Genomic DNA, 19,418 nt, shown 5'->3' with positions numbered 1-19,418 from the left:
ATCGCGCCTCATTTGCCTTATTTAGAGAAGATACGACCCGAATGATATTTTTTCATCGATTCGTGAGAAATAATCCCATGACAAGATGCGTCTCTGGGTATATCCCCTCTAGCTTCTAACCAAGGCCTTTCACTGCAAATCATTCGTTCCAAAGTTTCATCATCATACTCAAAATATGCCTCCGCAACTTCTTCGAGAAATTGCCCAACTTTTTGGGGAAGTTTTGGTGGTTCGATGTTCTCTGTAATTGGTTCCCAACTAAATTGGAATTGATACTTCTCTAATAAATCAGGAATAACCGGCCCGTGAATCCCTGCTTGAAAATCTGCATCAAATAGTGGCTTGCCGTAAACTCCTAAATACCAAGCTTGAGCGTAATACATGAGTTTTTGTAGCTTGTAGACGTTGATTGCTACATTAGTTTGCCCGGCTAACCAAAGGAAAGCATTTGCAATATCTCGATAGCTCAGTTTCTCTGCATTAGTTGGAACCGCAACAACTTTCAGTTTGCCTTCGCCTATCTGTTCCAATAGTTCATAAACGGACAAGTTAAATTCTCCGGCAATTTGCTCAACTCTTTGCCATACCGGAGAACTTACAGTTATTTGATATTCATTTGTTATTGAGTTAGCTTGAGTCATGGCAGTCCTTAAAGCTGACTTAAATAATTGTAGCAAACAGTGCGGAATAATGACGTAAAGGCGATCGCCCTTACATCCCAAATTGTCAAAAAGCGCGTAGGTGTAACCAGCCGCAGGCAATGGGCGCAGCATCGCTATGTCTGTAGCAAATCCCCATCAGTCAAAAGTTGACACTAGGAAATATCGCTCTAAAAAATACTTGACAGTGAAAATCTAGCGGTGTAGTATAGAAGTAGTGCATAGAATGAAAAACATGAGACTAAAAAGTTGGGAGTCTCCCCGCAGCGAGGGTAGAAACTCCAAAGGTAAAGGCGGCTCAGCCAGGGCTCGGCAACTCAAAAAGCAACAGCAAACTCTGCGAAAACAGTTAAAAGCTCAACACGATCGACAAAACCACGAACAAAACCACCAACAAAACCATCAAGGGAAGGAAACCGATAATTCCTTCCCTTTTTTTGTATCTTTCCGCCGCTCAATCCCGCTGAATGTTCGGACAAATCGTGCGAGTAATGCTCGCCTGCGATGGTTGCTCTTGCCAGCAGTTGAGAATGCCTTGCAACTCCCTCTTCAAAGTTTCTAAGGCTGCAATTTGCACGGAAATTTCCTCTACCTTAGCCGTGAGATGCTGCTTCGCTTCAGAGCAAGGCAACTCTCCCCGATCGCGAACTTGTAAAATATCCTTAATCTCCTGAAGGCTCAAACCCAGAGTCTGAGATCGTTTAATAAACGCCAACCTGTTAAATACCGTTTCGCCAAACAAGCGATAACCAGCGGGCGATCGCTTTACCGCAGGAGACAGCAAGCCCATCTCCTCATAGTAACGAACAGTTTTCACCGACAAACCACTACAGGCAGCTACAGAGCCAATTTTGTACAGTTTCTCGGCAACAGAAATATTCATAAACCAAGCATCCAAGATCGAAAGACTTTCTTGCCCTATCTTTTAGTGCCTCAGATCCAGGGAGTCGATCGGCACCTCGCCCAGTCACCATTGCCCGGTAATCTTAATAAGGAGGATTTTTTTTAGACACGTTAAGCACGGGCAACTGAGGTCTAGAAGACTGAGGAGGAAGATAGTATTCAGGAGCAGGTGCGGGTTGTTCGGCTGCAGAGCGGTAAAATTGCCACCAGCGGAGAGCCATCGCTACCCCAGCGGTGCCAAGCCCAAAAGCCAATAAAGAGCCACTCGCACCCATGCTGCCGATGGCTGCATCGACAACGCCCACTGTCACAACAAAGCTGGTAATTGGTTCTCTACGGTAAGCTGACCTCAAAAGTCGCGTCCACGAAGCATTCATTTGGTTTTACTCTGTTCTATATTTATTTACAAGCTCTAAAACTTAGAGTTGACGGAACGATCGGGATTTCTAGCTCAAAGACTAGCTTCACCTAAATTAATCTTCTCGCCTGTGGGGAATTGTACGGGAGCGAGGCAAAATTGCCAAGCTAGTCAAATCAAAATTCCACCCCATAGACACCTCCAAAAGCCAGCTATTGCATTCGGGAACAGATCTCTCTCGACAGAGAAGTCGCTCGGCTTGTTTGTAATTAATATTTTAATCAATTCCCGAATTTGTCGCGGTCAGCAGAAGTCACACCCGCTGCCGTTCGAGTCAAGACAAAGTGTAAGGCTGACCGCGCCATTGCTAAAATTAGTTGAGACCTAACCAGGACAGCAAGCCCTGGCCTGTGACATACTCGATAATTAAAGTTAGAGAAAAACCGATCATCGCGGCTCGACCGTTAAGGCGTTCCGCGTAGCTGTTGAAGCCAAACTTTGGCTGTTCCAGTTTGGGAGTGACGGTGGGTTGTAGTTGTGTCATTGCTGTGGGTACCTGGCGATCGACGCTATTCAAATGTGAAATCCAATGTTAGTTACAAATCTTAAACATTGCTACTTCTATTATAAAGAGGGTTAACCGCCGTCAACCGTCCCCGAAGAGAAAAAACTGCTGCCAACTAATGCCAATTAATTATACCCGCTCAAAATATGACTAATCAGTTAGATAACGATAAGCTTCCTGTCGCCGTACAGCGAGTTGCCTTTGCGCTTCGTACAACAGGCTGGGTTTGCTTCTGGGTACAGGTAGTGCTGGGGGTGGTAGCGGCGATCATTTTGCTCTTTGCCATCCCCTTCGCCATCCCCAGGGCTAGCGCCGCTGCTGGTTCAACCAGTGCCGGCACCGGCGGCGGCGTATTTTTTGCCATTTGCGGGCTGGCCGTACTCGCTTACAGCGTATATCGCTCTTTCCGCTTCACCCGCTTGTCGAGACAACTGCGATCGCCCGCTAACGCTGTCCGCCCCAAAAAAGCAGACACCATCAAAGAAGTGCGGCTGGCACTTTGGAGCAACTTATCGGGTATGGTGCTGACGCTGATCGGCGCAGAAGCCATCAGCGGCACGCTTTTAGCCAAATCTCTAGCTCAGCCGCAAGCCTTGTTCGGTGCCGCAGTTGATTTGGGCAGATTTATTCAGCCGCTAGATATATTTGTGGTACTCGCCAATACTCACGCCACTGTTGCCCATTTTGTCGGGATTTTCGGGGCTCTTTTTTTGCTCGATCGCATCCACAAGCAATAGAAAATTGGTAAGTGGGAATTGCGCCTCTCCCACTCTCCCACTCTCTCTTTCTCTCACTCTCCCTCACTCTCCCACTCTCCCCCAACCGACATCCGGAATCACTGCCAACCTGTCGAAGAACGTACTCAGATACCTTCTACTAAGACAACATGAATATCATGGCACTGAAACCCGAGGCTTATTTTGGGGTGACAGATCACCCAACTATTGAAATTTCTCAAGAAAGTTTTCGTTCTGTCCTAGGTCAAATAGAAACTGAACTCCTCTGTAGCGACACCTATAGCCACGCTCTAGCTAGCTTGCAAACAATGTTGGGCGAAGCAGCCTCCGCTGCCGAAATTTTAATTAGAGCAGTTAGCAGAGAAGCCGTCAAGCTCGCATTCGATCGATTTCCCAAACAAAACAAAATTGAACCGCAAGTAACCCAAGAGAGTTTTACTACTGTAAGTCCCGTCATTGAGACGGCGACAGAAATTCAAGAATTGGAGCCACCAGTCACTGCTCCGGTCTTCTATTGGCGCAGCGCTAGTGTGGAAGCGCCCCCCCAAACCGAGTCCGAAACTGAAAATTCCGATCGAGACACTAACACTTCTGAAGACAGCAAACAAGCGCCCCAAGACGAAATTAAAGTCGAGTCGGCTGCACCTGCACCTGTCACAGTCCCCGGAAAATCCTTCCCAGGGTTCGGTTTTCCCAAGAAGCCAAAAAAACTCACCAAGGAAGAAGAAGCAGCTTTAGCCGTTCAACAGCGAGAAGAGTGCTTGCAGGAGTTGGGTAGAGAATTGCGTAAGGGACGGCAAGTTCGCTCCTTATCCCTGCAGCAACTCCACAGTCAAACTCTCGTGCCGTTGCACCACATCGAATCGATCGAAAATGGGGAAATCGACAAACTGCCCCAAGATATTTACGTTAGAGGTTTTATCCGCAGACTCGGCGACGCCTTGGGATTAGACGGCAGCGCTATGGCGAATGCTTTGCCCAAACCCGCTCCGACTCCAATTCCCAGTATGTATGTGTCTGTTTCCGATTCCGACTCAAGCGAAGGCTTTCAAATGCGTCCGGTGCATTTGTACATCGGCTACACCGCTTTGATGGCTGGGGCTGTAGGGGGTTTGGGTTGGCTGTCGCAGCAACCCGTGGTGCCAGGAGCACAGGCAGTACCTCCAACGCAGGTGACACCGCCAGCCTCAGTTGCACCGGCTCAGAAGACCCCAGAAAAAGCACCTCAACCAGGCTTGAAGAAGTCTAGCAACGGGGGAATGAATGTGGGGGCTGACATGGCGCCGCCGGAGGTGATTTTTGGTTAGTGTGTGTCGGGCGATCGATCGTCCGACCACTCTCTTGGCGCAGGTGAACTCGGAAACCGGGTTTCCGAATTCACCTCCATACGGATATTTGTTTGAAGAAAGGAGTCCTGGAGAGCAATTAGGGTTGAGATTTTAGTTAAATCCCCCACATTCATCCATCTGTAGAGTCAATTCTAAAATCTAACATCTAAAATCTAAAATCTAAAATCTAAAATCGCCAGCCCGTGTACCCAAAGTGATTTTTCAACTGCATCAGGAAACCCGATATGTGCGATAAACTATCTATTTGACCACTCCTCAAAGAGGTTTCCGATAAGATGAGTTCCCCAGCCACCGCTGCTTTCTCCGATCTCGATCCGCTATCGACTCACTCGCCAACAGCCACGAGTTTGGCGACACCAGACAGTGCCTTGGTAACGGCAGCTCAACTGCCACAAGCATCTTGGACAATAGAAGATAGTGAGAAACTCTACCGAATTCAAGGTTGGGGTGAACCGTATTTTTCGATCAATGCAGCCGGTCACGTTACAGTCTCTCCCAAGGGCGATCGCGGCGGTTCCCTGGACTTATGCGAACTGGTAGAATCCCTGAAACAGCGAAATTTGGCTTTGCCCCTGCTGATTCGATTTTCTGATATTTTGGAAGACCGGATCGAGCGCTTAAATTCGTGTTTTGCCCGAGCGATAGCTCGGTACAATTACAAAAATGTTTATCGCGGTGTCTTTCCAGTAAAATGCAACCAGCACCGACAATTAATTGAAGATTTGGTGCGTTTCGGTCAACCCCATCACTTCGGGCTCGAAGCCGGCTCGAAACCGGAATTAATGATAGCTTTGGCGACCTTAAAAAACCCAGGCGCTTTATTAATTTGTAACGGTTACAAAGACCGCGAATACATCGAAACTGCTATTTTGGCGCAGCGGCTAGGGCAAACTTCCGTAATTGTGCTAGAGCAAATAGAGGAAGTAGAACTCGCAATCGCCGCGAGCAAAGCATTAGGAATTAAACCGATTTTGGGAGTGCGAGCAAAACTCACTACCAAAGGGGTTGGCCGCTGGGGAGGTTCCACGGGCGATCGGGCAAAATTTGGCTTAACAATTCCAGAAATTATGCGTGCAGTCGGCGAACTAGAAAAAGCTGGAATGCTCGATTGTTTGCAGTTACTGCACTTCCACATCGGCTCTCAAATTTCCTCAATTAGTGTCATCAAAGACGCCATTCGAGAAGCCAGCCACATTTATGTAGAATTAGCTAAATTGGGAGCTAATATGAACTACTTGGACGTAGGCGGCGGACTCGGCGTTGACTACGACGGGTCTAAAACAAACTTCCACGCTTCCAAAAACTACAATATGCAAAACTACGCTAACGACGTAGTAGCGGGAGTGAAAGATGCCTGCGACGAGCGCAAAATCCCCGTTCCAATTATCATTAGCGAAAGCGGGCGGGCGATCGCTTCTCACCAATCAGTGTTAGTTTTTGACGTACTCGGTACTAGCGATGTCCCCAGAGAAGTAGCAGAACCAGTAGACGAAAACGCGCACCAAATTCCGCGCAATCTCTACGAAATTTACCAATCTATCAGTCCCGAAAATTACCAAGAAGTTTATCACGATGCTATCCAGTTCAAGGAAGAAGCAGTCAGTTTATTTAACTTAGGCTATTTGGGAATTGCGGAACGGGCGAAAACCGAACAGTTGTACTGGGCTTGCTGCGATAAAATACAGACGATCGCGCGGCAAAAAAAATATGTATCGGAGGATTTGGAAGACTTAGAAAAGGTGATGGCGTCTATTTATTACATCAACTTATCTGTTTTCCAGTCTGTACCGGATAGTTGGGCAATTAACCAATTGTTCCCAATTATGCCAATTAACCGACTCGACGAAGAACCAACTCAACGCGGTATTTTAGCGGATATTACCTGCGACAGCGACGGCAAAATCGACCAATTCATCGATTTGCGAGATGTGAAGTCGGTTTTGGAACTGCATACACTCAAACCTGGAGAACCTTACTATTTGGCGCTATTTTTGGGAGGTGCTTATCAAGAAATTATGGGCAACCTTCATAACTTATTCGGCGATGCTAATGCAGTTCACATTCAGCTAACACCTTCTGGCTATCATATCGAACACGTTGTGAAAGGAGACACTATGAAAGAAGTCCTCAGCTACGTACAGTACGATTCAGAAAGTTTGGTTGAAAGCATCCGCCGTCAGACAGAAGAAGCTTTGCAGCAAAATAAAATTACTCTTTCCGAAGCCCAACTTTTGCTGCAAAATTACGAGCGGAGTCTCAGCCAATATACTTATCTTCAGTCTTAAAATGTAGGGTGCAACCTAAGCACATTACCAGAATTAAAAGCTGAGATCATAAATATAAAAGTAGGGTGCGCCTAGCGCACCTTACCTTGAGTAATTAGCAATTGCCAATTAGCAATTAGCAATTATGCACCATGACCGAGAATTTCAGATATCGCCCGCCGCTCTTCTCCATGTTGAGTCGGTAAAACTTGGCGAGCGTCAGTAATCAGCCAATCGAGAGCAGCCGCTTGCAAATCGATCGCAGCCCCGGTTTTATCAACGCAGTAGCGCCCAAACACCAGTTTGTCAACCAACCGCACCTCCGGGCCCAAACGAGAATACTCAAAAATCACGCTGTTTTCCACAGTAGCGCCACTGCAAAGCCAACAATTTGGGCCGATCATTGTCGGGCCGACAATTTTTGCTCCATCCTCAATGATCGTCATCCCCCCAATGTAAACAGGCCCTGTAATATCAACCTTATCCCAGTTGACAGCTACATTCAAACCAGCGTAAATGCCGGGGCGCACTTCAATTCCCGGAATCGAAACATTTTTAACTTGTCCCAGGAGTACGCTCTGAATTGCCCGCCAATAGTCAGGAACTTTGCCGATATCCACCCACTCAAAGTCCATGCTAATCCCGTAAAAAGGCGCGCCTATTTTTACAAGGTGGGGAAATAATTGCGAACCGATATCGTACTCTGTATCAGAGGGAATATAATTGAATATTTCTGGTTCAAAAATGTAAATGCCAGTGTTGATATCGGTACTCAGAGCTTCCTCTACAGAAGGTTTTTCTTGGAAATCTTTAATTTTGCCAGACTCGTCTGTTACCACCACTCCATAACTAGGAACTTCCTCGCGGGGAACCGATTTCATAACAATAGTAGCGATCGCCCCTTTTTCCCGGTGCCACTTCACAGCAGCAGTCAAGTCCAAGTCAATCAAAGCGTCGCCGCACAGCACCACAAAAGTATCGTCAAAAAACGGCGAGAAGTCCTGAATTCGTTTCATGCCACCAGCCGAACCGACAGCCTCTCCAATCATTTCTCCGTCCTCAATTCGCCCTTCAAAAGAATAGGCAATTTGTACCCCAAACTTTTGACCGTCACGGAAGTAGTTTTCAATCACGTCTGCCAGGTGGGAAACATTGACCATAATCTGGTCAAATCCATGCTGGCGGAGCAATTCAACCAAAAACTCCATCACTGGCTTTTGCAGGATGGGAATCATCGGTTTGGGTATTGTCTGAGTAATAGGACGGACGCGAGTGCCTTTACCGGCCGCCAGAATCATCGCTTTCATTCTTAACTTCCTCAACCCTCTGTTAACTGATATCAACTGAACAATTAGATGCTAGCGGTTGCGATCGTCGAATCGATCGAGCACAGCAAAATCCTGACCTCTTTATAGGCGACATCGTACCAGGCTATCAATCATTTATTCCGAATTTACCTGGATTCTAAGAAACCAGGTATCGGGAACCAGCAATAACTTCACGCTCCCGCTCTCCGCATCCCAGACTCAGCAACAGAATGCCATAGAGCGAGATTCTGCCTAGAATCTTAACCGACGCAGTGGCATAGTTATTAGTTTCCCCCGAGAACCTAATACCGTGCAAGCTCAAAGCGCGCGGATTTTCAGGTCTTGGTAAAACTCCTCTTGAAGCAACTCTACTTTAGACTGAGCCGATAGGAGCAACAACGCCCAAAAAATACCCACGCGGTCATGATTTGGCAAGTGAACTTCCGCAGTCGATACCGGGAGTTCTGGGTTGACAGGAGAGTGCAAATCGTTATGGTGCCAGAGCTCTAGCAATGTGTCCAAGTCCAGCCAACCCTCGTCAATTTCCGCGCCCCGCTGAGCCAGAAACCGTTCGAGTTCACTAGCAGTTTCTACGAGATTTTCTTGGTGAGCTAGCTCAAAGATAGCTTGGGCCGCTTGCGATCGCATTTTTGAGGTAGGGCGACGGCGGGGGGTAACTGTCTGCTCCATTGCTGCTTTCATTAGCTGCAACTGCTCAATCAGTTCTGGGAGAGTCACCGGGCGTTTTTGCGGTAGTTGAGCTACACCGCGACGGCGCAATTGCCGCTCTAAATGCTGCGGCAAGTGTCGCCCGCCTGAGTGCTCTGCGTCTTCTACTGCCGGCTCGTCGGCCGAGTCGGGATTCGCGGGGGGTTCTGAGAGGACGATACTTTCTGCTTTGAGCAACACCAGCATTGAAGCGTACAAAAACGCTTGGCCGGAGTGGGACAAATCGGAGAAATCCTTACTCTGATCTGCATCGGAGGCGTTCGTAAGCTTGCTCAGACATCGATCGAACACTTCAATTACCTTAACGTCCCAAGGATCAATTTCTCCCCGTTCCGCTAGGTCAATTAAAATTGCGATCCCCTCGGAAATCGTTTCTAAGCCATCTTGGTCTCGGGAAACGGCCATTCGATTTTAGATTTTAGATTTTAGATTTTAGATTTTAGATTTTAGATTTTGCCTCTGGGAAAACGAGAGAGCATATCAAGTTAATTGGCGGTTATTTCAGCAGCTTTGCCCTCAATGGCTGCTATTTCTAAACTTATCGGTTCTCCACTTTCTAACAAAGGTTGTTGACCTTCTACTTCGGCTTTATAGCGTTCAAGATTTTGTTCTAATTCCTGAATCCGCTGCTCTTTTTCGCGAACTTGGCGAATCTCTTGGCGCAACGCGAGGGTTCGCTGCATTCTCGACCACAGACTGAACAGCCACGCTAGTGTGGCCCCTAATCCGGTCGCTACAATTAGTTCTACGCACAGCGGAGCTTTAACTTGGACGCCTTGGATAACTTGAATCGCGACTGGCTGTGTATTTTCGATGCTGAATAATACTAGAGCCAAGCAGATCAGAAAGATGAAGAAGAAATTTAGCGATCGCATTTTCTCTGTTCCTAATTCTTAATTCAGGTCAAGCAAATTATTTACTATTTGTCAACTGTTTTTTGACAGATGTTCTCAGTCTTTTTTGATAAGATCAAATCTGGTCAATTAACCATAATATCCGGGGAGGGGCGGGTTTATTGGAGTTCTGAGAGCTGAGTGAAGATATTGGTTAACCCGCCCCTCCAGGACATATCCTCTTTAGGTATGACCGATGTTTTGTGGTTTCTTGCCGATTCCGAGTGCTGGCAATATTTGATATTTCAAAGCAATGCCCGCGGCTACAAATAAGGCAATAATCAGCGCCCCAATTCCTACCGGGCTGGGAATCCAGAATATCGCCTCCAAATAGTTAACTTCTCCGGGTTTGAGCTTCCAAACTAACTGTTTTCCTTGCTGATAGCTTTCGGGAACCAGCGCACCGGCGACAGTTTCAATACTTTCGGCGCCCCAAGGCGTGTTCAAGCTAAAGTCTAGCTCCAAAAGTCCCCCCGGACTCAGCAGCAGACTGCCGTTAGAAGAAAGCAGTGAAAGAGAGCGCAAATCCAATTCCAAACTCAACCGATTTCGCAGCACCAATAACAAATTATTCTGCTTGATATTCAGGTGAGATTCAAACTTCGGCAAATCTGTTTCTAGCGGACTTGCGGCCCGATATTTTGTGGTTGGTGCGATCGGATTGTAAAATTGGTTGAACTTGTCTTGCAACTCGGCTCCATTATTGAAAGGAATCCTCACTAGAACTTCTGTGGGGGAAACCCGTTTAGTTTTTCCGTCCAGCAACCTCACCCGGCGTTCTACGCTTTTCAACCATTCTGCAACAGTTTCGCTGCTGAAGCTCGTCAACCTTTCCCCCAGTTTAATGTGCTGCACGATTTCGCCACGAGTTTGACTCTCAAAGTTAACCCCGACATCGTACTGAACGCATCCAGTCACTAGAGTTAAAAGGCAAAAAACCAAAGGTAAAAAAAAGAAAAAGTGCTTTTTCTTCTTCCGAGTTCCATCCTTGACATTTTGCTCTTTCATTGTACCTTTTTCCCTGTTTTTCCCTATTTGCATGAATTAGCAAAGCGTTGAATTCGCGGCACTGTTTCTGTGTTTCTATTTCCACGTCTGGACTTGCGAACCGCATACCATAAACGCGGTTTATGGGCTACCGAAGGGCAATTTCACAGATGCTGCGTGGCCGAAACCGGGTCTTTTTGAGGTGAGTGCTAAGATTTTTCTAGCAACAGTATCAGCGTCACCTGGAATTAACCGCACTGAACTTATTGCCTAGAAGCTACACCCAACTGTTGAAACAGCATACTCGGCAAATAGGCTGCACCGCCTACCCATTCGGCTTCGCTACTCAAATCTGCCAAATTTTTAAATGCTTCAAAAATGCTGCCTGCCACCATTGTATTCTTGACGCGACCCACAATTTTGCCTTTTTCTACTTTATAGCCTAAGTCCAAATTGACAGAAAATTCGCCAGCTAACTGATTGGACTGACCGGCTCCTAAAACCTGCTCTACTATTAGACCTTCGTCCATGCTAGCAATCAAGTCTTGAGTGGCGGTATTTCCTGGAGAAATGCAAAAGTTAGTCAAATCAGGGCCTGGGCGAGACAATCCGCCACGAAAACCGTTGCCGGTTGATTCTACACCGGCGCGAGCCGCCCACCTGCGATCCCAATAAAATCCCGTGACAGTACCTTTGTCTATCAAGACTTTACGGGTGGTGGGTGTACCTTCGTCGTCAAAGGGACAAGCAGAAGGGCCTAAGGTGGGGTCTTCAAAAAAGGTAAAGCGTTCGTCAAATAAGGTTTCGCCGATTTTGTCGGCTAGGGGAGAGGCTTTTTGAACTACTGCTTGACCTGAAAGGATGGTATCAAACAGGCCCCCCAGGGTGCTAGCAGCGCCTCTGGGGGTAAATAATACTGGGTAGGAACCGCTGGTGATGGTGGCTGAATGTTCGGCGAGGCGGTATTTTTCGAGGAGTGATTGGAGGATGCTGTCGGTGTCCAGGGGACGATCGCACGCTACGTCGTAACTGTATGCTTGCATAAAGTCTTCTCCCTTTACCAAATTTCCCGCGATCGTCCCGCTGATTATTTGGCTGCTTCTTTCGGCATAGAGGTCTTGCGTCGTAGCAATTTTCACGCGGCCGCTGCGGACGTGGAAGCCGACATCTACCATAATATCGGGATTGTAGGCGTGAACTTGCTCGATCAGGTTTTTGCCGTTTTCTACTAATTCTTGAGTTGTGGGCGGAGTGTAGGTGGTTTCCGGGCCTTTTAGGTGAAAGTTGGAGGCGAGTTCAAATTCTGCGGGGTCGCCGATTTCGGCTGTTTGAATCGCTGCATCTACTAAATCGTCTATCCGCGTTAAATCTGTGGAACTGGCAAAACCGATTTTGCCTTGGTATATCAGCCGGAGTGCTACGCCTTGCAGTGCTTTGGTTTGCAGGGATTTGAGGCGATTGTTTTCAAATTCGATGGGCGTGTCTTGACTCGACAGGTAGTAGACTTCAGCCGCATCGGCGCGCTGAGAGGCCAATTTCAAAATCTGGTCTACGGTTGAATCGCTCACAATAATAGCCTTTCTGGTTGGGTCTTTTTTTTATTTTAGCAATTATCGCTATTCAACTTCTGATTCCTGCCTCATGCTCGATAATTAATCCGTGTATCCGTGTCAAAATCAGTGTCGTTTTCTACTTGTTCCTTCTCCTCTAATTGTAATTCACACTGTTTAAAAACATAGTTAACGGCTGCAAACAGTCGCTCTAAGTCCTGAATTGTATAGAAAAATTTATTTTGAGTAAACATTTCTAATTTCAGCTTGCCAAACTGCCACATTGCCCCATTAGAAACAATCCCAAAGATAGTTTGTTCGGGTTCATTGTTAAGCCGCTGCACGGCGATCATTTCTGCCAAACACTGCCCCCATCCTTCATCAAATGCGCTCTCTTTCTTGGCTTCAACTAATATGAAATAGGGCTTGTCAAAAACTACTGTGCCGAGGGGGGAGCGCTTCGCCAATATATAATCGGGAATTCCTGACAGATTCTCATTATAGACTAAGGTTTGGTGACTCCAGAGGAGAAAATTACTTCGATAATTTTTCCAAACTTCTTTTAATACAGGATAAATGATATTTTCACAAATGGCGATTTCCGAGTTGTCAAATACTCCGTCATTGAAAATCAATTCTAATTCATTCCGAAAAACTTCGCTGACTGCAAATTCTGTTTCGACAATGAAATTATCCCGTAGGTAATTAATTTGGAATTCTTTGGCGACCGCGCTGATACTTTTATAATTGCTAAAAGGCATTGTTTCTATCCAGAAAAGCCTGTATTGAACAGGCAAGATGCCTGTTCCACAATAATTATTGGAAATGTGTATTGGTCATCTGCTTAATAACTAAGAAATAATCCGCCTAAAATTAGCCCAATCGCAATTAACGCCACCCAAATAAACCTATTATCTTTCGTATTAACCTGACTCAAATCTACAGGCTCTGGTACGACTGGCTTGCGTTTAGCGTACTTGATATCAGCGTTTGGATTAGCTTGAAAACTGATTGATTGATTTTCATCTAAAGCTGCCAAATCAGGGATTTTCACCATCCATTCAGGAGGGATAGTAAGTTTGGGAGCTTCGAGAATGAACAGCAAGCGCTTTGCTTGTTGGCGGGTTTCTTGGCGGGGATGGCGGGTGAGCTTGCGGCAAAGCTCGATCGCCCTTTCTGTATTGCCAGAGGCTTCGTAGGCTGTCACTAACCACATTTGTACCTCACCGCCCAACCGGGAATTTCGATCGACTAAACCGGTAGCTGTTTCTAAACTCTGCACAGCTTGAGCATACCGGCCACTCTCAAAAGCTACTTGCCCAGCTTGGTACTCAGTTTGAACAATTTCTAACTTTTCTGAAGTCACAAGCACCCACCCAATTCACAAATATTACTTCCCCAATTCCCCAAACGCTAGAATTCGCTGTTGTGTTGCGACATACCCGACTCGTTGTCGCGTTTGGAACCCAGCAAGTCTAAATGGTCTACCTTAATTACCGGCTTCGAGCGATTTGAACCCGTATTGCGGTCTTGCCAGCGATCGAACTTCAAAGAGCCTGTTACGCCAATTAGAGAGCCTTTGCGAACGTAGTCAGCAGCAATCTGCGCTGTTTTGCCCCAGATTTCCAGATTGAACCAGTCTGGTTGATCGCTGTTCTTGGTTCTGCGATTCACTGCCAGCGTCAAACTACACTTAACTGTACCCGACTCAAAATACTTAACGTCCGGGTCGCCGCCGACGCGGCCTACTAAAGTCACAACATTAAGACTCATAAACTTTTTTGGGAATGTGGTCGATCGGTGATGTAGTTAAACAGTCCACACGCGCATTAGCCTCCAAACTGAACTTGGAACAACGCTTGTGAGGCTTCATCCTGATTGTACACCCAGTTAGCAGAACATATTGATAGTGGATGATTGGCAAGTCTGCGCTCAACCTGAGCTCGACAATGTACATTTCTGACTAGACTCAGGATGAAAAACGTAATAGAATCCACCTCGGTTACACTTTTGTAACAACATTATTGCACACAATAGTATTTTAGTTTTTGGGGGGGGTACGAATCAGTGGGTCTTCTCAATCGATTTTCGTTATCTAGAGATATGGGTATCGACCTCGGTACTGCTAACACGCTCGTTTATGTATCGGGCAAAGGTATTGTTCTGCAGGAACCTTCTGTAGTGGCGATCGACCAAGATTTAAAAATACCGCTGGCTGTTGGAGAAGAAGCAAAAAAAATGCTCGGCCGCACGCCAGGGAATGTCATAGCACTGCGCCCGCTTCGCGACGGGGTAATTGCAGACTTCGATACGGCAGAACTGATGCTCAAGACTTTTATCCGCAGAGTTCACGAAGGCCGAAGCTTAGTTTCGCCGCGGATAATTATTGGCATCCCCAGCGGTGTCACCGGAGTCGAGAGGCGTGCTGTCATTGAGGCGGCGACTCAGGCCGGTGCTAGAGAAGTACGGTTAATTGATGAACCCATCGCTGCGGCGATCGGGGCTGGACTGCCTGTTGCTGAGGCGACTGGCAATATGATTATAGATATAGGCGGAGGTACGACGGAAGTTGCGGTTTTGAGTTTGCAAGGTACGGTGATCAGTGAGTCTGTGCGGGTAGCCGGCGACGAACTCAATGAGGCGATCGTCCAATACATGAAAAAAGTTCACAATTTGGTCATCGGCGAACGCACTGCTGAAGAAATTAAGATTCAGGTTGGTTCTGCATATCCAACTCCAGAGGATGACGATGTAATGATGGAAGTGCGGGGCTTGCACTTACTGTCGGGTCTGCCACGAACTGTTACTATCAAAGGCCCAGAAATTCGCGAAAGTATGTCGGAACCGCTTTCAGTAATTGTGGAAGCTGTCAAGCGTACTTTGGAACGCACCCCCCCGGAATTAGCAGCAGATATTATTGACAGGGGAATTATGCTGGCTGGTGGTGGCGCGCTAATGAAAGGTTTAGATACTCTGATCAGTCACGAAACAGGAATTGTCACTCACGTGGCAGCAGATCCGCTGTGCTGCGTGGTTTTGGGAACTGGTAGGGTATTGGAAAACAAACAGTTGGAACGGGTTTTCAGCGGGCAGTCGTCGCGTAATATGTAGTTAAAAAATTTGGGATTGTGGATTTAGAAATACGGCTGCAATCTCAAATCTAAAATCCTGACTTAACAATTTTAGATTAGTGAAATTATGCTAAAAAATACATTCCGAAAGTGGTGGGATCTGCGGCTGCAAATTGCTCTTCTAGGTTTAGCTGTAACTGCCGCTTGGGGAGTTCGGCAAACACAAGGTGCGGCAGTATTTGAAGTTTACAATTGGGTTACTCGTCCGTTTCACGCCAACGGCTCTGGGCAAGAGGAACTTATCTCGGCGCGCACTCAAGAATTGCAAGCGCAGCTATTAGAATTAGAAAATCAAAATCAGAAGCTAAAAGAGCTTTTAGGGTACGTTTCGGCTAAGAAACCAGCAGGGATTGTAGCTCCTATTGTCGGTCGCAGCGCCGACCACTGGTGGCAGCAAGTAACCTTGGGGCGCGGCAGTAACGATGGCATCAAAACAGATTTTACTGTGATGGGCCCCGGCGGTTTAGTAGGCAGGGTTGTCAGCGTTACTCCTAATACTAGCTTGGTGCTGTTAGTCAGCGACGCTACGAGTCAATTGGGTGTGGGAATTACCCGCAGTCGCCACATGGGTTTTATGCGCGGGAAAGGCGGAAATCAGGCGGTGATGGAGTTTTTTGAGAATGTTCCCAATGTCAAACCTGGGGATGTGGTTTCAACTTCTTCTTACAGTCAGTTGTTCCCTGCTGGTTTGCCTGTGGGAAAAGTGGTTTCGGTGGATATGAATAAAACTCCGGCTCCAGAAGCTGTGGTTGAGTTCTCTGCACCGATGAATGCTCTGGAGTGGGCGGTGGTTTACCCCCACTCTAAGCAAGTCGAACCAAAAGATTCGCAGAGTCAATCTTCTGCACCATCTGAGGGAGCACAGCAACAATGAAAGCTTTATCTCGGATGTCTTCGCCGCGATCGCGCCAATTTCTCAACTTCGCAGTTACATTTCTATCTGTGATGCTGTGCATACTGATATTGCCCACTCGGATGCCGGGAATGGAATTGCTGGGAATTGGACCGAACTGGCTGTTAATTTGGTTGGTAGCTTGGAGTATTAAGCGGAAACGTACAGTTTGGGGAGCTGCTAGCATGGGCTTGGTTTTGGGGTTTCTTCAAGATGCGATGACGGCTCCTCATCCCACCCATGCTGTCAGTCTAGTTGTTGTAGGAGTCTTAACAGTTGTTTTGCAGAAAACCTGGTCGATTCCGGTAGATATTGTTGAGAGAGATCCGATCCCGATCGCGTTAATTGTGTTTGGGATGGCGGTGGTAGCGGAAACGGTGATGGGGCTACAATTTTTTTCTATGGGCGATCGGGCTTTACTGGAAATTTGGAGCTATCACCAGCGAGTGGCTTTGTGTTCTGCTATTCTTAGCAGTCTTTGGGCTCCGGTGATTTATTTTCCGCTCAATCGCTTGTGGGAAATGACCAGGAATGTAGAAAAACCTTAGTCAGCCATTAGTCAGCATTCATGAGTCCTTAGTCAACAGTTAAGTTTTCACTAATTATTGTTAACTGTAGTCATTCTACTATTAGTTGTTGACCGGAACCTAATAAGTGATGAACGGCAATAATCAAGTTGCTGAGAATGAAATTAGGCTGGTGCTTTTGGAGTTGATAGCGACTGCGAATTCCGCAGGTAACGGCAATTGTAGGTATTCCCAATGCTTTTCCTGCGAGGATGTCTGCTTCTGTATCTCCGATCATCCAAGCCGAACCCAGCGATGACTCAAATTCTTCTGCAACTTCAGCCAACAATTCAGTTTTTAAGGCTGTATAGTTGTGATAGGCGGCATCAGCCATCTGAGTTCCGCGAATGCTGGTAAACAGTCTGGCTAAACCGTAATTTTGTAACAGTTGAACGGCTTGATTTCTCGGCCGCAGGGTGACTAAAATCAGCCGCACGCCGCGGGAGTGCAGAAGTCCGATCGCCCATTGTACTCCCGGCTGGATGCGATCTAAGTGCAACAAGTCTGGCTGATTGACAATCTGACTGACGCATCCGAGAAAAACGTGAATTTCTTCTCCCGACAAGCCGGAACTTTTGGCTATTTCAGAATCGGGCACTCGGTTTTGTTTCATTTGCCAAAACTGCTGTTTGCTGAGTATTTGAAGGTTGAGGTTGATTCCCCGAGCAAGATATACTGCTTGAGTATCGGCTAATCCCTGTTGATAGGTGGCGTAGTAGCGATCGGACACATCGACTATGGGCCCGTCTAAATCGCAAAATACCGTCATCCGGGGGGACGACTCAGCCTCTGATGGTAGCTTGTACTGAAGGTTTTCGGAGTCTTGGGCGACAGCAGTTAACATAAAACGTTAAGTAAATCTAGGGAGTTATACATTTCTTGACTGTAGCAAAAAATGTATAAGTTATAATACATAAATTTTAATGCTATTATTAAAAAAACCTATGAATTTGTTGAGGATGGGGTTCAATAAAGGCGATCGAGCCTGTGCGTCCATAACTTTAAGGGAAAAAGTGATTTTTGTGGCTGTTAATATGTGCTTTAGCCATTAAAGTTTAGAATTAAGTTTTTAGTCTTCTGTAATTTACCCATGCTCAAACAAAGCGATTTTGTTAGGAATTCGGACACTAATCGAGTAGAGGTGCTGTCCGAAGCACTGCCTTACATTCAACACTTTGCCGGTCGCACCATTGTGGTCAAATATGGCGGTGCGGCGATGAAAGATAGCAATCTCAAAGACAAGGTGGTTCGGGATATTGTGCTGCTAGCTTGCGTGGGGATGCGTCCGGTTGTGGTTCACGGCGGTGGCCCGGAAATTAATATTTGGCTGGAAAAATTGGGAATTGAGCCGCAATTCAAGGATGGTTTGCGGGTGACTGATGCGGCGACAATGGAAGTTGTAGAAATGGTTTTGGTAGGTAAAGTAAATAAAGAAATTGTTTCGTTAATTAACCAAGCTGGCGGCAAAGCAGTGGGATTGTGCGGCAAGGATGCCAATCTGATTCAAGCTCGTCCAGATGGCCGGGAAGGAATTGGGTTTGTGGGTGAAGTCAGCGGCGTGAAAATCCAGATTTTGGAGTCTTTGGTGAACAGCGGTTATATTCCGGTGGTGTCGAGTGTGGCAGCCGATGAAAACGGTCAATCTTACAACATTAATGCTGACACGGTGGCTGGGGAAATTGCGGCTGGTTTGGGAGCGGAAAAGTTGATTTTGATGACCGATACTGCGGGAATTTTAGAGGATTATCACAAGCCGGATAGTTTGATTGCTAAGTTAGATATTCAAGAAGCAAGAGAGTTGGTTGAGTCTGGAGTTGTGTCTGGGGGGATGATTCCGAAAGTTAATTGTTGTGTGCGGAGTTTGGCTCAGGGTGTGAAGGGTGCTCACATTATTGACGGTCGAATTCCTCATGCTTTGCTGCAAGAAATATTTACGGATGCGGGGATTGGGTCGATGATTGTGGCTTCTGAGTTTAGCAGCGCGAACTTAAGGCCTAAGTAAGGTGTAAATCCTAGCGTGGGGAGGGCGGGCGCGTGAAAGGGGTAAACTCGCTGCGATCGCGTATATCCTAACTAAACCTGCCCCTAAAAACCTTGAAAAGGTACTTCTGGTAAATTACTTCAACTATTTCTAACCGTTGTTGAATTTCAGCTTTTCTTAAACTATGATTAAACACTTTAGAGTTTTGGATTCTGTTGCGATTCTCAAGCCGATTTCAAATACGCGATTAGCGCTAGTGGAACCAGAATACGCATCTATTTCTAGTTTGCCAGTTGGACTTGTGGGAACTATTGTTGAACTGTATGAGACGGGAAAAGAATGTCAGTATTTAGTGGAGTTTGCTGATAGTCAAGGGAGTGAATATGCTATGGCTATGTTGAAAGCTGATGAAATTTTAGTTCTGCAATATGAACTTGCAGTTGCTTAGTAATGTGAGGAGAATAGAAGTTAGATAAGGACGATCGCACTTGGGGACAGAAAGGGCTCTCGCCCCTCCACTGAGAGGCAAAAATGTTAATAATCTTAT

The 19,418-nt window shown here is 46.6% G+C and carries 21 protein-coding genes; 8 read left to right on the top strand and 13 right to left on the bottom strand.

Annotated features, from left to right (window positions below):
* Window positions 1-17: 17 nt before the first annotated feature.
* The 4 genes from QUB25_RS02835 to QUB25_RS02820 form a co-directional block, all read right to left on the bottom strand.
* Window positions 18-773 carry a type II toxin-antitoxin system antitoxin SocA domain-containing protein gene (locus QUB25_RS02835; protein ID WP_333181943.1) on the bottom strand — a complete coding sequence of 252 codons (756 nt, stop codon included), beginning with the start codon at window positions 771-773 and terminating at the stop codon, window positions 18-20.
* Between the two features lie 340 nt (window positions 774-1,113).
* Window positions 1,114-1,542 carry a heavy metal-responsive transcriptional regulator gene (locus QUB25_RS02830; protein WP_006632299.1) on the bottom strand — a complete coding sequence of 143 codons (429 nt, stop codon included), beginning with the start codon at window positions 1,540-1,542 and terminating at the stop codon, window positions 1,114-1,116.
* A gap of 103 nt (window positions 1,543-1,645) precedes the next feature.
* Window positions 1,646-1,939: a hypothetical protein gene (locus QUB25_RS02825; RefSeq protein ID WP_333034943.1), complete on the bottom strand. Its 294-nt coding sequence runs from the start codon at window positions 1,937-1,939 to the stop codon at window positions 1,646-1,648.
* A 354-nt stretch (window positions 1,940-2,293) separates the two neighbouring features.
* Complete coding sequence (locus QUB25_RS02820; protein ID WP_172186391.1) at window positions 2,294-2,464, bottom strand: hypothetical protein; 171 nt, start codon at window positions 2,462-2,464, stop codon at window positions 2,294-2,296.
* A 167-nt stretch (window positions 2,465-2,631) separates the two neighbouring features.
* Between QUB25_RS02820 and QUB25_RS02815 the strand changes: the two genes are divergently transcribed.
* The 3 genes from QUB25_RS02815 (at window position 2,632) to speA (ending at window position 6,856) form a co-directional block, all read left to right on the top strand.
* Window positions 2,632-3,222, top strand: a complete 591-nt coding sequence (locus QUB25_RS02815; RefSeq protein ID WP_333034942.1) for a DUF3611 family protein — start codon at window positions 2,632-2,634, stop codon at window positions 3,220-3,222.
* Between the two features lie 158 nt (window positions 3,223-3,380).
* Entirely contained in the window at window positions 3,381-4,529 is a 1,149-nt protein-coding gene (locus tag QUB25_RS02810) for a helix-turn-helix domain-containing protein (RefSeq protein WP_333181942.1), read from the top strand.
* A 317-nt stretch (window positions 4,530-4,846) separates the two neighbouring features.
* Window positions 4,847-6,856: a biosynthetic arginine decarboxylase gene (speA, locus tag QUB25_RS02805; RefSeq protein ID WP_333181941.1), complete on the top strand. Its 2,010-nt coding sequence runs from the start codon at window positions 4,847-4,849 to the stop codon at window positions 6,854-6,856.
* Between the two features lie 122 nt (window positions 6,857-6,978).
* On the opposite strand, the gene QUB25_RS02800 is transcribed toward speA, so the two are convergent.
* The 8 genes from QUB25_RS02800 to QUB25_RS02765 all read right to left on the bottom strand — a co-directional run bounded on the left by QUB25_RS02800 (window position 6,979) and on the right by QUB25_RS02765 (window position 14,074).
* Window positions 6,979-8,142 (bottom strand): NDP-sugar synthase, encoded by a 1,164-nt coding sequence (locus tag QUB25_RS02800; RefSeq protein ID WP_333034939.1) that lies wholly within the window; start codon window positions 8,140-8,142, stop codon window positions 6,979-6,981.
* A 318-nt stretch (window positions 8,143-8,460) separates the two neighbouring features.
* Complete coding sequence (locus QUB25_RS02795; protein ID WP_333059942.1) at window positions 8,461-9,276, bottom strand: segregation/condensation protein A; 816 nt, start codon at window positions 9,274-9,276, stop codon at window positions 8,461-8,463.
* Between the two features lie 80 nt (window positions 9,277-9,356).
* The gene (locus QUB25_RS02790; RefSeq protein ID WP_333034937.1) at window positions 9,357-9,746 is read right to left on the bottom strand and encodes a LapA family protein; all 390 of its coding nucleotides are present in this window, start codon (window positions 9,744-9,746) and stop codon (window positions 9,357-9,359) included.
* A gap of 201 nt (window positions 9,747-9,947) precedes the next feature.
* A complete protein-coding gene (locus tag QUB25_RS02785; RefSeq protein WP_333059940.1) occupies window positions 9,948-10,772 on the bottom strand; it encodes a DUF3153 domain-containing protein in 825 nt (274 codons plus the stop codon).
* 242 nt (window positions 10,773-11,014) lie between these two features.
* Complete coding sequence (locus QUB25_RS02780; protein ID WP_333181940.1) at window positions 11,015-12,319, bottom strand: metallopeptidase TldD-related protein; 1,305 nt, start codon at window positions 12,317-12,319, stop codon at window positions 11,015-11,017.
* A gap of 71 nt (window positions 12,320-12,390) precedes the next feature.
* Window positions 12,391-13,062, bottom strand: a complete 672-nt coding sequence (locus QUB25_RS02775) for a hypothetical protein (RefSeq protein WP_333034930.1) — start codon at window positions 13,060-13,062, stop codon at window positions 12,391-12,393.
* Window positions 13,063-13,145: 83 nt separating this feature from the next.
* Window positions 13,146-13,667, bottom strand: coding sequence for a tetratricopeptide repeat protein (locus tag QUB25_RS02770; RefSeq protein ID WP_333181939.1), 522 nt, complete (start codon window positions 13,665-13,667; stop codon window positions 13,146-13,148).
* Between the two features lie 47 nt (window positions 13,668-13,714).
* The gene (locus QUB25_RS02765; protein ID WP_190663675.1) at window positions 13,715-14,074 is read right to left on the bottom strand and encodes a single-stranded DNA-binding protein; all 360 of its coding nucleotides are present in this window, start codon (window positions 14,072-14,074) and stop codon (window positions 13,715-13,717) included.
* Between the two features lie 330 nt (window positions 14,075-14,404).
* Here QUB25_RS02765 and QUB25_RS02760 point away from each other — a divergent pair, with 330 nt between their 5' ends.
* The 3 genes from QUB25_RS02760 to mreD all read left to right on the top strand — a co-directional run bounded on the left by QUB25_RS02760 (window position 14,405) and on the right by mreD (window position 16,872).
* Window positions 14,405-15,412, top strand: a complete 1,008-nt coding sequence (locus tag QUB25_RS02760; RefSeq protein WP_006632285.1) for a rod shape-determining protein — start codon at window positions 14,405-14,407, stop codon at window positions 15,410-15,412.
* 87 nt (window positions 15,413-15,499) lie between these two features.
* Window positions 15,500-16,306, top strand: a complete 807-nt coding sequence (mreC, locus tag QUB25_RS02755; protein ID WP_333181938.1) for a rod shape-determining protein MreC — start codon at window positions 15,500-15,502, stop codon at window positions 16,304-16,306.
* Window positions 16,303-16,872: a rod shape-determining protein MreD gene (gene mreD, locus QUB25_RS02750; protein WP_333034926.1), complete on the top strand. Its 570-nt coding sequence runs from the start codon at window positions 16,303-16,305 to the stop codon at window positions 16,870-16,872. Before mreC ends, mreD begins: the two co-directional genes overlap by 4 nt.
* A 70-nt stretch (window positions 16,873-16,942) precedes the next feature.
* On the opposite strand, the gene QUB25_RS02745 is transcribed toward mreD, so the two are convergent.
* Entirely contained in the window at window positions 16,943-17,734 is a 792-nt protein-coding gene (locus QUB25_RS02745; RefSeq protein ID WP_333181937.1) for an HAD family hydrolase, read from the bottom strand.
* A gap of 246 nt (window positions 17,735-17,980) precedes the next feature.
* Between QUB25_RS02745 and argB the strand changes: the two genes are divergently transcribed.
* Together argB and QUB25_RS02735 are read left to right on the top strand one after the other, a co-directional pair.
* Complete coding sequence (gene argB / locus QUB25_RS02740) at window positions 17,981-18,892, top strand: acetylglutamate kinase (RefSeq protein WP_333034924.1); 912 nt, start codon at window positions 17,981-17,983, stop codon at window positions 18,890-18,892.
* Window positions 18,893-19,055: 163 nt separating this feature from the next.
* The gene (locus QUB25_RS02735) at window positions 19,056-19,319 is read left to right on the top strand and encodes a DUF4926 domain-containing protein (RefSeq protein WP_333034923.1); all 264 of its coding nucleotides are present in this window, start codon (window positions 19,056-19,058) and stop codon (window positions 19,317-19,319) included.
* The last annotated feature ends 99 nt before the right edge of the window (window positions 19,320-19,418 follow it).

The sequence above is a fragment of the Microcoleus sp. B3-D7 genome (genome assembly GCF_036705305.1).
Lineage (GTDB): Bacteria > Cyanobacteriota > Cyanobacteriia > Cyanobacteriales > Microcoleaceae > Microcoleus.
Note: the sequence above shows the minus strand (reverse complement) of the source record. Positions and strands in the feature narration are given on the sequence as shown.

Excerpts from the sequence above, each read along its gene's own strand:
- QUB25_RS02835 (WP_333181943.1), bottom strand. The coding sequence starts at position 773 with ATGCTGCGCCCATTGCCTGCGGCTGGTTACACCTACGCGCTTTTTGAC.
- QUB25_RS02830 (WP_006632299.1), bottom strand. The coding sequence starts at position 1,542 with ATGAATATTTCTGTTGCCGAGAAACTGTACAAAATTGGCTCTGTAGCT.
- QUB25_RS02825 (WP_333034943.1), bottom strand. The coding sequence starts at position 1,939 with ATGAATGCTTCGTGGACGCGACTTTTGAGGTCAGCTTACCGTAGAGAA.
- QUB25_RS02820 (WP_172186391.1), bottom strand. The coding sequence starts at position 2,464 with ATGACACAACTACAACCCACCGTCACTCCCAAACTGGAACAGCCAAAG.
- QUB25_RS02815 (WP_333034942.1), top strand. The coding sequence starts at position 2,632 with ATGACTAATCAGTTAGATAACGATAAGCTTCCTGTCGCCGTACAGCGA.
- QUB25_RS02810 (WP_333181942.1), top strand. The coding sequence starts at position 3,381 with ATGGCACTGAAACCCGAGGCTTATTTTGGGGTGACAGATCACCCAACT.
- speA (WP_333181941.1), top strand. The coding sequence starts at position 4,847 with ATGAGTTCCCCAGCCACCGCTGCTTTCTCCGATCTCGATCCGCTATCG.
- QUB25_RS02800 (WP_333034939.1), bottom strand. The coding sequence starts at position 8,142 with ATGAAAGCGATGATTCTGGCGGCCGGTAAAGGCACTCGCGTCCGTCCT.
- QUB25_RS02795 (WP_333059942.1), bottom strand. The coding sequence starts at position 9,276 with ATGGCCGTTTCCCGAGACCAAGATGGCTTAGAAACGATTTCCGAGGGG.
- QUB25_RS02790 (WP_333034937.1), bottom strand. The coding sequence starts at position 9,746 with ATGCGATCGCTAAATTTCTTCTTCATCTTTCTGATCTGCTTGGCTCTA.
- QUB25_RS02785 (WP_333059940.1), bottom strand. The coding sequence starts at position 10,772 with ATGAAAGAGCAAAATGTCAAGGATGGAACTCGGAAGAAGAAAAAGCAC.
- QUB25_RS02775 (WP_333034930.1), bottom strand. The coding sequence starts at position 13,062 with ATGCCTTTTAGCAATTATAAAAGTATCAGCGCGGTCGCCAAAGAATTC.
- QUB25_RS02765 (WP_190663675.1), bottom strand. The coding sequence starts at position 14,074 with ATGAGTCTTAATGTTGTGACTTTAGTAGGCCGCGTCGGCGGCGACCCG.
- QUB25_RS02760 (WP_006632285.1), top strand. The coding sequence starts at position 14,405 with ATGGGTATCGACCTCGGTACTGCTAACACGCTCGTTTATGTATCGGGC.
- mreC (WP_333181938.1), top strand. The coding sequence starts at position 15,500 with ATGCTAAAAAATACATTCCGAAAGTGGTGGGATCTGCGGCTGCAAATT.
- mreD (WP_333034926.1), top strand. The coding sequence starts at position 16,303 with ATGAAAGCTTTATCTCGGATGTCTTCGCCGCGATCGCGCCAATTTCTC.
- QUB25_RS02745 (WP_333181937.1), bottom strand. The coding sequence starts at position 17,734 with ATGTTAACTGCTGTCGCCCAAGACTCCGAAAACCTTCAGTACAAGCTA.
- argB (WP_333034924.1), top strand. The coding sequence starts at position 17,981 with ATGCTCAAACAAAGCGATTTTGTTAGGAATTCGGACACTAATCGAGTA.
- QUB25_RS02735 (WP_333034923.1), top strand. The coding sequence starts at position 19,056 with ATGATTAAACACTTTAGAGTTTTGGATTCTGTTGCGATTCTCAAGCCG.